General features: G+C 72.4%; 9 protein-coding genes. 6 read left to right on the forward strand and 3 right to left on the reverse strand.

Going from position 1 to position 15222, the window contains the following annotated elements:
* Nucleotides 1-2: 2 nt before the first annotated feature.
* On the reverse strand, nt 3-659 hold the full coding sequence (locus tag FXF68_RS16240) for a SurA N-terminal domain-containing protein (RefSeq protein WP_148759969.1): 657 nt from the start codon (nt 657-659) through the stop codon (nt 3-5).
* Nucleotides 660-729: 70 nt separating this feature from the next.
* Nucleotides 730-4284, reverse strand: a complete 3555-nt coding sequence (gene mfd / locus FXF68_RS16245; RefSeq protein ID WP_148759971.1) for a transcription-repair coupling factor — start codon at nt 4282-4284, stop codon at nt 730-732.
* Nucleotides 4285-4546: 262 nt separating this feature from the next.
* On the opposite strand from mfd, the gene FXF68_RS16250 reads away from it, so the two are divergent.
* The 6 genes from FXF68_RS16250 (at nt 4547) to FXF68_RS16275 (ending at nt 11923) form a co-directional block, all read left to right on the forward strand.
* Nucleotides 4547-5383: a class I SAM-dependent methyltransferase gene (locus FXF68_RS16250; RefSeq protein WP_148759973.1), complete on the forward strand. Its 837-nt coding sequence runs from the start codon at nt 4547-4549 to the stop codon at nt 5381-5383.
* A gap of 107 nt (nt 5384-5490) precedes the next feature.
* Nucleotides 5491-6960: an adenylyl-sulfate kinase gene (cysC, locus tag FXF68_RS16255; protein WP_148759975.1), complete on the forward strand. Its 1470-nt coding sequence runs from the start codon at nt 5491-5493 to the stop codon at nt 6958-6960.
* 113 nt (nt 6961-7073) lie between these two features.
* Entirely contained in the window at nt 7074-8042 is a 969-nt protein-coding gene (locus tag FXF68_RS16260) for a sulfite exporter TauE/SafE family protein (RefSeq protein WP_187437951.1), read from the forward strand.
* On the forward strand, nt 8020-8811 hold the full coding sequence (locus FXF68_RS16265; protein WP_148759977.1) for a WecB/TagA/CpsF family glycosyltransferase: 792 nt from the start codon (nt 8020-8022) through the stop codon (nt 8809-8811). Before FXF68_RS16260 ends, FXF68_RS16265 begins: the two co-directional genes overlap by 23 nt.
* A gap of 107 nt (nt 8812-8918) precedes the next feature.
* Entirely contained in the window at nt 8919-10190 is a 1272-nt protein-coding gene (locus tag FXF68_RS16270) for a hypothetical protein (RefSeq protein WP_148759979.1), read from the forward strand.
* A 122-nt stretch (nt 10191-10312) separates the two neighbouring features.
* Nucleotides 10313-11923 carry a CBM96 family carbohydrate-binding protein gene (locus FXF68_RS16275; RefSeq protein ID WP_187437952.1) on the forward strand — a complete coding sequence of 537 codons (1611 nt, stop codon included), beginning with the start codon at nt 10313-10315 and terminating at the stop codon, nt 11921-11923.
* A gap of 457 nt (nt 11924-12380) precedes the next feature.
* Here FXF68_RS16275 and FXF68_RS16280 read toward each other — a convergent pair whose 3' ends face one another.
* Entirely contained in the window at nt 12381-15218 is a 2838-nt protein-coding gene (locus FXF68_RS16280) for a PKD domain-containing protein (protein ID WP_187437953.1), read from the reverse strand.
* Between the last annotated feature and the right edge of the window lie 4 nt (nt 15219-15222).

Genomic DNA, 15222 nt, shown 5'->3' on the forward strand with positions numbered 1-15222 from the left:
CCTCAGATACCCGAATCGGGCGTGGACAGCCGGTACTGCACCGGGCCGATCGCGAACTCGCCCGGGTCGTAGCCGCCGTAGCGCGGGCTGACCTCGATGTCCATGCCGTCGGCGGTGCTGCGGAACAGCTCGTTCCAGCGCTGCCCCGCCTGCTGCGTCTGCGGGGTCGGGAGGTTGCCGGGGCTGGCGCCGAACCGCTGCATCACCGCGAACTGCGTGGCGACCAGCCGCGCCAGGTCGCGGGTGTACGCGCGGGGCAGGCCGCTCGCCAGCGTGACCGACTCGGCCCCGCCCTTGTTGTTCAGCCCCTCGACGGCCGCGTCGACCTCGCCGCCGGTGACGGTCACGCCCGCCTTGTCGGCCACCTTCCGGGCGACCCGGAAGTTGATCAGCAGGGTGAGCGCGCCGCGCAGGTCGGAGTCGGACTCGCCGCCGAGCTGCGCGCCCGGGTTCGCCGAGTTCGAGCGCAGGTCGTTGGCCGCCGGGTCGGCGCGGAACTGGCGCCGCCAGTCGCGGACGGTCTGGTCGAGCTTCGTGACGGTGATGCGGTCGCCGCCGACGAGCGCCGCGGTGCCCGCCTTCTGGGTGCTGCCGCAGCCGGCCAGCGCGCCGGCCGCCAGCACGGCGGCCGCGGCCGCCGTCACGGCCCTCGCGGACACGGACCTACCAGGCACGGTTTCCTCGTCTCGTCGTGATCAGGGAGCGTTGATCGCCGGGATCCGCGCCAGACTACCGGCTGCCGGACGCGGGCGGACCGTCCAGGAACAGCGCCTCCACCAGGTCCGTCGCCCAGGTGAGGAGCTCCTGGTCGCGCAGCGGACGGCCGCCTAGCTGCGCCGTCTTCGGCGCGGGCACGAGCAGCGTGTCGGTCGACGGCTTCAGGATGCTCTTCGGGTACAGCCGCTGGAGCCTGACCTGCCTGGAGTCGGGCAGCCGCGCGGGCGTGAACTTGATGAAGTTGCCCTGGAGCGTGACGTCGCTGAGCCCCGCGCGGCGCGCCTTCGTCCGGAACCGGGCGACCTCCAGGAGGTTCAGCACCGGGACGGGCAGCGGCCCGAACCGGTCCTTCAGCTCCTCGTGGACGGCGCCGATCTCGTCCTCGGACGTGATCGCGGCGATGCGCCGGTAGGCGTCCAGCCGGAGCCGCTCGCCCGGCACGTACTCGTGCGGCAGGTGCGCGTCGACCGGCAGCTCGACCTTGGTCTCGACGGCCTCCGGCTCCCGGCCGCCCTCCTTCAGGTCGCGGACCGCCTCCCCGACCATCCGCACGTACAGGTCGAACCCGACGCCCGCCACGTGCCCGGACTGCTCCGCGCCGAGGATGTTGCCCGCGCCGCGGATCTCCAGGTCCTTCATGGCGACGTACATTCCGGCGCCGACCTCGGTGTGCTGCGCGAGCGTCGCGAGCCGCTCGTGCGCGGTCTCGGTCAGCGGCTGCTCCGGCTGGTACAGGAAGTAGGCGTAGGCGCGCTCGCGGCCGCGCCCGACGCGGCCGCGCAACTGGTGGAGCTGCGACAGCCCGTACATGTCGGCGCGGTCGACGATCAGGGTGTTGGCGTTCGGCACGTCGAGCCCGGACTCCACGATCGTCGTCGCGACGAGGACGTCGTAGTTCTTCTCCCAGAAGTCGACCATGACCTTTTCGAGCTCGTGCTCGTTCATCTGGCCGTGCGCGATCCCGACCCTCGCCTCCGGGACGAGGTTCGCCAGGTTCGCCGCCACCTTGTTGATCGACCGGACCCGGTTGTGCACGAAGAACACCTGGCCCTCGCGCAGCAGCTCGCGGCGGATCGCGGCGGCGATCTGCTTCTCCTCGTACGGCCCGACGAACGTCAGGACCGGGTGCCGTTCCTCCGGCGGCGTCAGGATCGTCGACATCTCGCGGATGCCGGTGAGGCCCATCTCCAGCGTCCGCGGGATCGGCGTCGCGGACATGGCGAGCACGTCCACCTGCGTGCGGAGCCGCTTCAGCTCCTCCTTGTGCTCGACGCCGAACCGCTGCTCCTCGTCGATGACGACCAGGCCGAGGTTCTTGAACCGCGTCTGCGACGACAGGATCCGGTGCGTGCCGACGACCACGTCGACGGTGCCGTTCGCGAGCCCGTCCAGCGTCGCCTCGATCTCCTTGTCGGACTGGAAACGGGAGATCGGCTTCACCACGACCGGGAACGCCGCGAACCGCTCGGAGAACGTCGACAGGTGCTGCTGCACCAGCAGCGTCGTCGGGACGAGCACCGCGACCTGGCGGCCGTCCTGGACGGCCTTGAACGCCGCCCGCACCGCGATCTCGGTCTTGCCGTAGCCGACGTCGCCGCAGATCAGCCGGTCCATCGGGACGGGCTTCTCCATGTCGCCCTTCACCTCGTCGATCGCGGCGAGCTGGTCGGGCGTCTCGACGTAGGGGAACGCGTCCTCCAGCTCGCGCTGCCACGGGGTGTCCGGGGCGAACGGGTGGCCGGGGCTCGCCATCCGCGCCGAGTACAGCCGGATCAGCTCCCCGGCGATCTGCTTGACCGCCTTGCGGGCGCGCGACTTCGCCTTCTGCCAGTCGGCGCCGCCGAGCCGGTGCAGGCTCGGCGCCTCCCCGCCGACGTACCGGGTCAGCTCTTCGAGCTGGTCGGTCGGGACGAACAGCCGGTCGCTCTTCGCGTACTCCAGGATCAGGTACTCGCGGGTGGCGCCCTGGACCGTCCGGCTGACCATCTCCACGTACCGGCCGACGCCGTGCTGCTCGTGGACGACGTAGTCGCCCGGCTTGAGCTGGAGCGGGTCGATGCCGCCGCGCCGCCGGGACGGCATGCGCCGCGCGTCCCTGGTGGACGACTTCTGCCCCGACAGGTCGGTCTCGGTCAGCACGGCGAGCTTGACCGACTCCCAGGTGAACCCGTTGTCGAGCAGCCCGGTCGTGACGGTGACCAGCGCCGGGTCGGGCGGCCCCGCCAGGTCGGCGAGCCGCGCGCCGAGGCCCTCCTCGCCGACGAGCTGGACGAACCGCTCCGCGGGCCCGTGCCCGGCGGTGACCATCACCACGCGCCAGCCCGCGTCCGTCCAGCCCTTGAGGTCGGCGACGACGCGCGAGGTGTCGCCCCGGTACGCCTCCGCGGGCTGGACACCCAAGTTGAGCGCGTCGCCCTCGGGATTCAGCGCTGTAACGCTCCAGCGGGGAAGACCCAGCTCGGTGCTGTGGGCGCGGACGTCGTCGAGCGAGCGGAACGCGGCGGCGCCGAGGTCGATCGGCGCCTCTCCCCCGGCGGCGGCGTTGACCCAGCTCGCCTCCAGGAACTCCTGGCTCGTCCGGACCAGCTCCGCGGACCGGGTGCGGATCCGCTCCGGCTCGCACACGAGCAGCGCGGAGCCGTCCGGGAGCAGGTCGGTGAGCAGCTCCATCCCGTCGGCGAGGACGGGCGAGAACGCCTCCATGCCCTCGACGGTGTCGCCGTCCGCGATCCGGCCGAGGATCTCCGCCAGCGCCGGATGCTCCTCGGCGAGCGACCTCGCGCGCTCGCGGACCGTCTCCGTCAGCGGCAGCTCGCGGCACGGCGGCGCCCACAGCCCGCCCCGCGCCACCTCCAGGGACCGCTGGTCGGCGGCCTTGAAGTAGCGGATCTCCTCGACGGTGTCGCCCCAGAACTCCACCCGGAGCGGGTGCTCCTCGGTGGGCGGGAACACGTCCAGGATGCCGCCGCGCACCGCGATCTCGCCGCGCTTCTCCACCAGGTCGACGCGGTGGTACCCGGCCTCGACGAGGCGGCGGACGACGTCGTCCATGTCGGCGTCGTCGTCGGTGCCGAGGCGCACCGGCTCCAGGTCGGCCAGGCCGGACACGATCGGCTGGAGCACCGCGCGGATCGGCGTGACGACCACGTCCAGCGCGCCGCCCTTGCCCGTGTCCGCGTCCGCGGCCTCCTCGGCGGTCGGCGGGCCGCCCGCGTCCGGGTGGACGAGCCTGCGCAGCACCGCGAGCCGCTGCCCGACCGTGTCCGAGCGCGGCGACAGCTTCTCGTGCGGCAGCGTCTCCCACGCCGGGAAGTGCGCCACCCGGCCCGGGGCGAGGAGGCTGGTCAGCGCGGCGGTGAGGTCCTCGGCCTCGCGGCCGGTCGCGGTCACCGCGAGCACCACGCCCTTCCCGCCGTCCCGCTCGCCCAGGGCGCGGCTCAGCGCGGCGGCGAGGATCGGCCACAGCGCGGCGGGCGCGACCACCTCCTGGTCGGCCCGCGCCGCGCGCAGGGCGCGTTCCAAGCCGGGGTCGGTGCGTGCAAGGTCAACAAGTCCGGAAAGCGTCATCTTCGCCCGTTCGCCCGCGAATTCAGCGATGCACCCCGTGCCAGGGCAGCCCGAAAACCCGGAATCCCAGCGGATCCCGGTGTCGGCTACCAGGGTACGCGCCCGCGCCGGCCGTCCGTCCGCCCGCACGGGAGCGCAGGTCGCGGCACTCGCGGACCCGGAGCCCCCGGAACGGAGCGGCCGGAACGGAGCGCGACACGACCGTTACCAAGAAAGGGCAAATAGCGGACGGAGCGCAGTCGTGCGATTACGCTGCGAGACTGTGACCGATCTGCGTACGCCGCCCACCAGCGACGGTGATCTCTTCTCAGAACGCGCCCGCCAGTACGCCCTAGAGAAGCCCTTGCAGCGGATCCACGTCCTGGAAGCGGGCTGCGGCTGGGGGACGGGCCTCGACCTCGGCGACCGCGACCGCCACGTCACCGGAGTCGACCAGGACTCCTCCGAGCTGCGCGTCCACACCGTCGAGCGCACCGACCTCGACACGTGGCACCTCGGCGACCTGCGCACCGTGCCGCTGCCGCCGCGCGCGTTCGACATCGTCCACGCGACGTACCTGATCGAGCGGGTGCCGCACGCCGAGCTGGTGCTCGACCGGTTCGTCGCGGCGCTCAAGCCGGGCGGGCTGCTCCTCGTCCACCTGCGCGACCGCAACACCGCGTACGCGTTCCTCGACCGGACGCTCCCGCACTGGCTGCACAGGTCGGCGCGCCGCGGGCGGCGGCGGACGCGGCAGGGGCGCGGCGCGCACGCCCGGGTCCCGCAGCCCGCGGGCGATGCCATGCCGCCCGGGAGCGGCGCGGAGCGGGTCCTGGAGCGGGCGGCGCGGCCCGCCGGACGGACGGCCCCGCCGACCGCGGTGTACGAGCGGGTCGCGTCCCGGTCCGGGATGCAGTGGTACTGCGTGATGCGCGGGCTCGTGGTGTGCGAGGAGTACGCGTCCCGCCGGTCGATCGAGGCGCTCGGGGCCGGAACCGGCCCCGCCGACCTGCTGTGCCGGCTGGTCTCGCTGCTGAGCAGGGGACGCCTCACCGCAGACCACAGCGAGGTCACGTTCGTCATCCGCAAGCCCGAGAACCGTTTCGCCCGGGTCATCTGAGGCTGTCCGGGGGTGCGTGCGTCCGCCCTGGCGCAGTATTTTTCCTGCGGAAACTCCCATTCGCACGCACCCGCCCGGCCGCGCGCCGGGCCAGATCGGAGACCGCGGTGACCGACGGCGTACCCGACACGCTGCGCGACCTGCCCGCCTGGACCCCCGGTCCGGTGGAGCTCGCCGACCTCGAGCTGATCCTGGCCGGGGCGTACCGCCCGCTGACCGGGTTCCTCGGCTCGTTCGACGCGGCCATGGTGATCGCGGGCGGCCGGCTCGCCGACGGCACGCCGTGGCCGGTGCCGGTCACGCTGTCGGTGCCGAAGGAGCTGACGGAGCACGAGCGGATCGTCCTCCAGGATCCGGAGGGCGTGCCGGTCGCGCTGCTGGACGTCACCGAGGCGTGGCAGGACCCGACCGGCCAGGGCTGGCGGCTCGCCGGTCCGCTGGAGGCGCTGCGCGCGCCGGCGCACGGAGCGTTCCACGGCCTGCGCCGCCGCCCCGACGAACTGGACCCGGTGGACGCCCCCCTGCTGGCGGTGGCGACCAGGGAGCCGCTGCACCGCAAGCAGCTCGGCCAGCTCAGGCAGGTCGCGGAGCGGCTCGGCGCGGAGGTGCTGGTGCTGCCGCTGCTCGGCGGCGAGCACGACGACTCGCTCGTCCGGGCGCTGCTCGGCGTGCGCCGGGAACTGCCGGACGGCGCTCGGATCGTCCCCGTCCCGCTGCCGGAGCGCGAGGGCGGGGAGCCCGAGCGCGACCTCCTGCTTCGGGCGCGGGTCGCCGCCGCCTACGGCGCGACCCACCTGCTCGCGGACGCGGAAGTGGACGGCGCCGCGATCCCGATCGTGGTGCCGGAGCCGTGGGCCTACGACGCCGACGTCGAGGTGTGGCGGCCGGTCGCGCGGATCGAGCCGGACCACGTCCAGGCGGAGCTGACCGCCGAGCGGCTGGGCGAGCTGCTCGACGCGGGCGAGCCCGTCCCCGACTGGTTCACCCCGCCCGCGGTGGCAGCCGAGCTGGCGATCGCCCGCCCGCCGAAGGTGCGGCGCGGCATCACGGTGTTCTTCACCGGCCTGTCCGGGTCGGGGAAGTCGACGGTCGCGCGCGGCCTCGCCGACGCGCTGGTCGAGCGCGGCGGCCGGACGGTCACGCTGCTCGACGGCGACGTCGTCCGGACGATGCTGTCGTCCGGCCTGACGTTCTCGCGCGCCGACCGCGACCTGAACATCCGCCGCATCGGGTTCGTCGCCGCCGAGATCACCCGGCACGGCGGCACCGCGATCTGCGCGCCGATCGCGCCGTACGCGACGACCCGCGCGGAGGTGCGCCGGATGGTGTCCGCCGTGGGCGACTTCATCCTCGTGCACGTCGCGACGCCGCTGGAGGAGTGCGAGCGCCGCGACCGCAAGGGCCTGTACGCGAAGGCGCGGGCGGGTCTGATCCCCGAGTTCACCGGGATCTCCGACCCCTACGAGGAGCCGGACGACGCCGACCTCGTGCTCGACACGTCCACGATGGCGCCGGACGAGGCGGTCGGCCGCGTCCTCGACCTCCTCGTGGACGGCGGCTGGGTTCGGCCCGCCTGACTCCCGGTGCCTGATCGGTCACTGCCGGTCGGCCGCGACCCGGGTTAACAGGTGTGCAGCGCATGTCCTAGTCTGACGGACGAGTTTTCCTATATGCCTGGTAGGTCATGCCAATGGACTTCGATTGGACGATGGCGTTCGGCTCGTTCCTCGTCGCCATCATCGTCGGGCTCACCGGCATGGGCGGCGGCGCGCTGATGACGCCGATGCTGGTGACGTTCTTCGGCGTCAGCCCGCTCGCCGCCGTGTCCAGCGACCTCGTCGCCGCCGCCGTGATGAAGCCGGTCGGCAGCGCCGTCCACTACCGGCAGGGCACGATCGACCTGCGGCTCGTCGGCTGGCTGTGCGCGGGCTCGGTGCCCGCCGCGTTCTCCGGCGTGCTGCTGGCGAAGGCGCTCGGCGACGGCGCGTCCGTCGAGGACCTGATCGGCAAGGCGATGGGCGTCGCGCTGATGATCGCGGCGGCCGGGCTCGTCGCGCGCGGGGTGCTCGGCCGCCGGGTCCGCGGGGCGCCCGCCGACGAGGCCGAGGGCGCCTCCCGGGTGAAGGTGCGGCCGGTGCCGACCGTGCTGGTCGGCGTGGTCGGCGGGCTCATCGTCGGGATCACGTCCGTCGGCTCCGGCTCGCTGATCATCGTCGCGCTGCTGGCGCTCTACCCGTCCCTCAAGGCGAACCAGCTCGTCGGCACCGACCTGCTCCAGGCCGTCCCGCTGGTGTTCGCGGCCGCCGTCGGCCACATCCTGTTCGGCGACTTCCGGATGGAGGTCACCGCCGCGCTGCTCGTCGGGTCGATCCCCGGCGTGTACCTCGGCTCGAAGATCTCCTCGCGGGCGCCCGGCGGGCTGATCCGCCGCGTGCTGGCGCTCGTGCTCGTCGCGTCCTCGCTGAAGATGTTCGGGGTGGGGGCCGTCCCGCTCGCGTGGACGATGGTCGTCCTGACCTCCGGCACCGTCGCCGTGGCGCTCGTGCTGCGGAACCGCGCCGCCCGGAACCGGGATACGCTGCACTCTCCGGTCGTACCGCCCGGCCTCGCGGGCACGTCAGGAGAGCAGGGCGAGCGTGGACCAACGATGGCCGCATGACACCGTCGACGTCCTCGGCGTCCGGGTCAGCCGCACCGATGTCGCGCAGTTCCGGACGTTCGTGGAAACGGCGATCAAAGACCGGACGAAGCTGACCGTCACCTTCGCCAATCCGGACTACGTGCTCAAAGCGCAGAAAGACCGCGCGCTGCGCGACCTCATGAACGGCTTCGACCTCAACCTCCCGGACGGCTGGGGCGTGGTGCTCGCCGCGCGGATCTTCGGCCGCCCGGTGCCGGGGCGAATGGCGAACGACGACCTCACCGACCACCTGTTCGGCCAGCCCGCCGAGCACGGCTGGCGCGTCTTCCTGTTCGGGAACGCTCCCGGCGTCGCGGAGGCGGCGGCGGAGAACGTCCGGACGTGGTACCCGGGCCTGGAGATCGCCGGGACGCAGCACGGCCACTGGGCCGCCGAGAACGGCCGGATCCCGGACGCGACGGCGGCGCGGCTCGTCGCCGAGATCAACGAGTCGGCCCCGGACATCCTGCACGTCGGGCTCGGCACGCCGCTCCAGCAGCGGTTCGTCACCGAGTACCGGGACGAGCTGACCGCGCCCGTCGTGATCACCTGCGGCGCCTACTTCGAGCACCTCGCCGAACGGCGCGACTACTATCCGGCCTGGGTGCTGAAATTGCGGATCGGCTTCCTGTACCGGCTCGCCAGGGAACCGCGCCGGCTCTGGCGCCGTTACACCGTCGAACTGGGCGCATATCTGACCCGGGTTCTGGTCCACCGAATCCGGAACGGCAAGAGCCGGGACACGTGATCGCGGTCTCCTTCCCGTAGCGCTTTCCCGGAACGGCCGCCGGCTTTCCCGCTTTGTGGTAGTACAGGATGTCATCACTATTCCCGGCCGCACCCCGGAGCACATTCATGCGCCGTTCAATCGCCTGCATCACGGCCACCGCTCTCGCCGCGTCCGCCCTGACCGCCGCGGCGGGCCCGGCGTCCGCCGACCTCGCCCAGGGGTCCGTGGTCTCGGCGAACCCGGTGAACAACACCCCGCACGTGCTTGACGGAACCGTCCGCGCCGTCGCCGTCGTGGGCGGCCTCGTCGTCGTCGGCGGCAACTTCGAGGAGGTGCGCGAGGCGGGCAGCGGCAAGCCCACGCTGAAGCGCCACAACCTCTTCGCGTACGACATGAGCACGGGGAAGGTCAGCACGGCCTTCGTCCCGAAGGTGGACGGCACCGTCCACGCCTTGCAGGCGGGCACGAGCGGCTGGGTCTACCTCGCCGGGACGTTCACGAACGTCAACGGCGCCAAGACCGGCACGGTCGCCTCGCTCAACACCACCACCAACAAGCTGCACACCGGCTTCAAGCCGAACGTGAACTACCGCGTCACGACGATGGTGCGGCGCGGCTCCCGGCTCTACATCGGCGGGACGTTCACGCAGGCGGGCGGCAAGGCCCGCACCGCCGTGGCCCGCGTGGACGCCCTCACCGGCGCCGCCGACGCGGGCTTCAACTTCAGCGTCACCACGCCGCGTTCGGGCGCGCTCAAGGTGTACAAGCTGGCGGTCGACCCGGCCGACACCAAGCTGGTCATCAACGGGACGTTCACCAAGGTCAACGGCCAGAGCCGCCCGCAGATCGCGGTGATCAACACGGGCGCGGGCGCGGCGTCGCTGTCGACCTGGGCGACGACCGAGTACGCCGACGCCTGCAACCTCGGCGCGTTCGACACCTACATGCGCGGGATGGACTTCTCCCCGGACGGCAAGTACTTCGTCGTCGTCACCACCGGCGGCCCCTACGGCACCAGCACGCTGTGCGACTCCGCCGCGCGCTGGGAGTCGTCCGCCACCGGCTCCGGCAAGAAGCCGACCTGGGTGAACTGGACGGGCGGCGACACGCTGCTGTCCACGTCCATCACCGGCGCGGCCGTGTACGTCGGCGGGCACCAGCGCTGGCTCGACAACCCGCAGGGGCACGACTCCGCCGGTCCCGGCGCGGTGTCGCGGCCCGGCCTCGGCGCCCTGAACCCGGCGACGGGCAAGGCGCTCTCGTGGAACCCGACCCGGACGCTCGGGCACGGCGTCGAGGCCCTCGTCGCCGACCCCAAGGGCCTCCTCGTCGGCAGCGACACCGACCAGCTCGGCCACGAGTACCACGGCCGCGTGGGGATGTTCCCGCTGGGCTGAGCCCGGCCGCCTCCGGACGTGACGGGTGTGAAGAAAGCGGCCTTGTGAGATAAAGGGCGGTAACAAAACGGGCCCTATGCGGTGAACAGAGGGCAAAGACCATTGAAATGAAGGGGGCGGCAGTGGCTGAACACGACCCGTTCCCCGGTGGACATCACCGGCCCGGCCCGCGCCGCTCGCAGCCCGTCCCGCCCGGCCGGGCGCGGCGCGCCCGGCGGCGCGGGCCGCGGCCCGCGTTCTACTTCACGACCGCGGGCACCCTCATCGTCGTCGGCTGCTCCGCCGGCGCGATCGCGCTCGGCGGCGGCGCGCTGGACCGCGACGCCCGCACCACGTCCGCCGGGTCCGGGACCGTCGTGCCCGCCGCCGCGGACACCTACGTCGTCCGCGAGATGCCCGGCAAGGGGTTCGGCACCGCGAAGAAGATCACCGCGTCGCTGTGGCCGTCCTGGCACACCGAGGCGTACGTCGCGTTCGACGTCCCCGCCGGGACCCCCCGCGTCACGAAGGCCCGCGTGGAGGTCGTCTTCGACCGGCCCGAGAACCGGCCCCGCGACGTGGAGCTGCGCAGCCTGCCCGGCTCCTGGACGGAGAGCGACACGTCTTGGACGAACCGTCCCGTCGCGGGCCCGGTCGTCGCCACCGCCGTCACCCGCGGCGACCGGATCCTGTTCGACGTCGGCTCCGTCGTGACCGGCCCCGGCCGGTACGCGTTCGCGATCACCAACGGCAGCCCCGGGTCGGCGGCCTCCCTGCACTCGCGGGAGACCGGCGAGGGCCCGCGCCTCGTGCTCAGGACGCGGCGCGGCGACCGGCCGTCGCCGTCCCCGTCCGCCTCCGGCGGGACGCCCGAGCAGACCGCGACGTCGCTGCCGACGCCCGGCCCCGAGCCCACCTGGGAGGTGCCCGAGCCGACCACGCCGCCGTCCGGCGGCACTCCCGGCGGCGGCCGGACGCTCTGCGGCGTCTCCCTCAACCTCAAGTCGGGCGAGACGTTCCAGCGCGCCCTGACCCGCATGGACGGCGAGTACGGCGGGCTTGAGACCGTCCGGCTGTTCTACCGCGGCGTCCCGCCGGCGTGGCCCGGCAACCCGAACACCGGCCACCGGCCGCCGATCATCTCGTTCAAGCTCGCGCCGAAGGACGTCCTGTCCGGCAAGTACGACAAGGCGTTCACCACCTGGTTCGCGACCGCGCCCAGCGACCGCGACGTCTACTGGGTCTACTACCACGAGCCCGAGGACAACATCGCCTCCGGCGAGTTCACGGCCGCCGACTACCGCGCCGCCTGGCGCCGCCTGCGGACCCTCGCCGACAAGGCCGGCAACCCGAGGCTGCACGCCACGCTCGTCCTCATGGGCTGGAGCCTCGACCCGCTGTCCAAGCGCGACTGGCGCGACTACTACCCGGGCCGCGACGTCATCCAGGTCCTCGGCTGGGACGTGTACAACCTCGGCTGGAAGAAGGGCCGCTACGACGACCCGTCCCTCATGTACGACCGGGTCATCGCCACCAGCAGGGCCGAGAAGCTCCCCTTCGGCGTGGCCGAGACGGGCAGCTTCCTGGTCAAGGGCGACAACGGCGACCGCCGCGCCGCCTGGCTGAGAGCCACCAACGCCTACCTCGCGAAGAACCAGGCCCTCTGGGTCGCCTACTTCGACCTCGACTGGAGCACCGGAGACTTCCGCCTCCTGGACCCCCAGAGCAAGACAGCCTGGCGAGAGTTCTGCTAAAGCACCAAGAACCCAAATAGGCAGTGGGTCCCCGGCCGAAGGCTCGGCCGGGGACCCACTGCTTTCCCCGACGCCGCCCCACACCACCGCACGCCCCCGAACCCGCCCCCTCGACACCCTGCCGGACTCGCCTGCCCTGTCACGGCGCCAGACCGCCCTCTTGGACGAGCCCGATTTCAACCCTTCTGGACTCGACCTGAGCGAGGCCACGGGTCGGGCGGCCGTAGGGCGCCCAGCGCCCGGAGGCCGCCCGACCCGCCGAGCGAGGGGCCGCTTCGCGAGACGCGCCAGCGGCTCGGGAAGCGGCCCCTCGCTCGCAACGGGGGTTCCAGGGGGTCGTCCCCCTGGGCAAACACAGCCGAACGGCGGGGCGTTCCCGAGCCGCGAACGCGGACTCGGGAACGCCCCGCCGTTCGTAACGGGGGTTCCAGGGGGTCGCCCCCCTGGACAAACAGGGCTACTTACGAGCGAGAATGATCGTCCACATCGCCGCGCGGCTGGCCGCGTCGGTGGTCGCCGTCTTGCCGCCGTAGCCGCCGGTGGCGACGGTGCCGTTGCTGTCGACGATCAGCGACGTGATGCGGCCGCTGCCGGAGCCGATGCCGGTGCCGCGGGACGTGACGCCGGCCGGGGCCGTCCAGGACGTGGTCGTGGACGACTTGTCACCCCAGTAGGTCACCGCCCAGCCGCCGAAGTCGCCCACGGTGGCCGTCGGGCTGGTGTGGTCGGTGACGGTGCCGCCGTCGATACCCTTGGCCACGGCCGCGACCGGGTCGGTGGCGTTGGTGTTCTCGTACGCCAGCAGCCGGATGTCGGCCTTGGTGTAGTCGCTCAGGCCGACGTTGACCTGGCTTCCGGCGTCACCGGCCTGCGCGACCCGCTTCCAGAGGACGGACGTCGCGCCGCCCACCGACTGCGAGTCGACCTGCGTCCAGCCCGAGGGCGGGGTCGCCATCGACACCGTGCTGCTGTTGAAGGTCAGCACCATGATCAGGCCGTCGCCCGGCTGGACGGTCGGCGGGATCTGCGCGAACGCGGTCTTGACGTTGGCGTTGCCGCCCGACCCGCCGCGGAATCCGATGTTCGCCTGGTTCGGCGCCACCGTGACGTCCTGCGTCTTGGTGCCCGTCCCGCCGCGGTTGTCGGTCACCGTCAGCTTGACGGTGTAGGTGCCGGCCTGCTCGTAGGCGTGCTGCGGCGTGGCGCCGGTGCCGTCCTTGCCGTCGCCGAAGTCCCAGGCGTAGGACGCGATGGTGCCGTCCTCGTCGGAGGACCCGGCGGCGTTGAACGAGCAGTTGAGCGCGTCGCAGTTGGCCGTGAACGCGGCGGTCGGCGCCTGGTTCGGCGTGCCCGCGTAGACGAACACGGTGCGTCCGCGCCAGTCGGCGGTGCTCACCTGGGTGCTGTTGCCGGAGGGCACGCCCGCCTCGGAGAACGCGACGCGGTACAGCCTGCCGCTGCTGTTGCTGACGTAGTAGAGGTTGCCGCCGTCGACGAACATGCCGCCGACCGACGACCAGTTCATGCCCGGGAGGTTGCCGACGGCGGTGGACTCCAGGGCGCCGACGACGTTGCTCTCGGGGTTGAAGGTCCGGTAGTACAGCGCGGACCCGCCGCGCGTGTAGTAGATCCGGCCCTTGTAGTAGAACATGCCGGTGATGTTCGGCACCTGGCCGTGCCAGGTCGTCATCGAGGTGAGCTGGTCGGCGCCGTCGATGGTGGTGGGGGCGCCGAGCGTCGTCCCGTCGAAGGTGCGGCGGCGGAACGTGCCGTCGGACCCGCCGTAGAACAGCTCGCCGTTGAGCATGAACGCGCCGCGGGCCTGCCGCCAGTCGACGCCGCCCGTGTTGTCGCTCACCTCGGCGCCGGCGGTCGTCCCGTCGAACGAGCGGTGCTTGAGGTAGTTCTGCGCGAGGAAGCCGGTGCCGCCCGCGTAGTAGACGTTGCCGGGAAGCTTGCCGGGAACGAGGTTCGGGACGGCCTTCCCGCCGGTGATGGGCAGCAGGGCGAGCTTCTGGTGGTACTCGCCGCCGATGTTGTCGGTGTCGCTGCCGACCCAGAGGCCCTCGTCGGTGGCGAGCATGTCGAACACGCCGACGCCCTTGTCACGGCCGGGGTTCCAGCTGAACGGAAGCCCGCTGACGGGGTCGAGCGCGACGATGCCCTCGCGGCCGACGGCGCCCTGGCCGGGACGGTCGCCCGCGAACGGGTTGTTGGCCCAGCGGAAGTGGCCGCCGGTGTAGATCGCGGTGTCGGTGATCTCGACGGCGTAGGTGGTGTCGCCGCCGGTGAAGTTCACCCAGGTGGGCTGCTGGCCGCCGCCGGTCGCGCCGCTCTCCCAGCGCGCCTGCGTGTCGCACAGCTTCGCGGTGCCGCCGTAGGCGCCGGTGGTCGTCACGACGAAGTACTTGCCGTCCGGCGAGAACTCGATGTCGCGCATGTAGGTGTCGAACGACTGCGAGCACTGGTCGGCGTAGCGGACGGTGTCCCAGTTCGCGAGCTGCGCGGACTGGCCGGTGAGGTCCAGCATGACGATCTGCCGGCGGGTGCTGCCCGCGACCGAGTTGAAGTTGCCGACGCCGACGAGCTTGGACCCGTCGGGGCTGATGTCGAACTTGTACATCGTGGTGATGCCGTCGCCGGTCTGCGTCCCGGCGAAGGACAGGTCGACGAAGTCGTCGCGGGCGCCGGTCTGCGGGTTCAGCGTGGCGAGCGCGACCCGGGGGGCGCCGCCGGCCGTGGTGAAGGTGCCGCCGACGTAGAGCCGCCCGCCGGCGAACCGGAGGTCGCGGACGCGGGCGTCGAGCTGCGGGTCGAACGCGGCGATCGGGGCGCCGGTCTGCGCGCTGATCCGGGCGAGCACGAAGTGCCGGACGCCGTTGATCTCGCTGAAGGTGCCGCCGACGTAGATCGACTGGCCGTCCGGGGCGGGCAGCAGGACGCTGGCCTCGCCCTTGTTGAGGCTGGGCGTGAAGTCCGGGTCGATCGCGCCGGTCCCGGCGTCGAAGGCGAACAGCCGGTTGCGGGTCAGCACCGGCTTGTTCGAGCCCGCCTCCTTCACCTGGGTGAAGGAGCCCCCCACGTAGATCTTGGAGCCGATCTTGATGATCGACTGGACGGTGCCGTCCACGACGTGCGGGGTGTGATCCGCCGGGTCGGCGCTGACGACGCGCCCGTGCCCGGGTTCGGATCCCCGCTGGTCGGCCTGTGCCGGGACGGCGACGGCGAGGCCCGTCAGCGTTCCCAGCACCAGCACCGCCCCAGCGGCGAAGGCCCCCCACCTACGTCTGCCCATCAAG

This window comes from Actinomadura decatromicini, from assembly GCF_008121305.1.
In the GTDB taxonomy this organism is placed as follows: domain Bacteria; phylum Actinomycetota; class Actinomycetes; order Streptosporangiales; family Streptosporangiaceae; genus Spirillospora; species Spirillospora syzygii.

What these genes read in the sequence shown, in the direction of transcription:
- mfd (WP_148759971.1), bottom strand. Translation starts at nt 4,284, where the DNA reads ATGACGCTTTCCGGACTTGTTGACCTTGCACGCACCGACCCCGGCTTG.
- FXF68_RS16260 (WP_187437951.1), top strand. Translation starts at nt 7,074, where the DNA reads ATGGACTTCGATTGGACGATGGCGTTCGGCTCGTTCCTCGTCGCCATC.
- FXF68_RS16270 (WP_148759979.1), top strand. Translation starts at nt 8,919, where the DNA reads ATGCGCCGTTCAATCGCCTGCATCACGGCCACCGCTCTCGCCGCGTCC.
- FXF68_RS16280 (WP_187437953.1), bottom strand. Translation starts at nt 15,218, where the DNA reads ATGGGCAGACGTAGGTGGGGGGCCTTCGCCGCTGGGGCGGTGCTGGTG.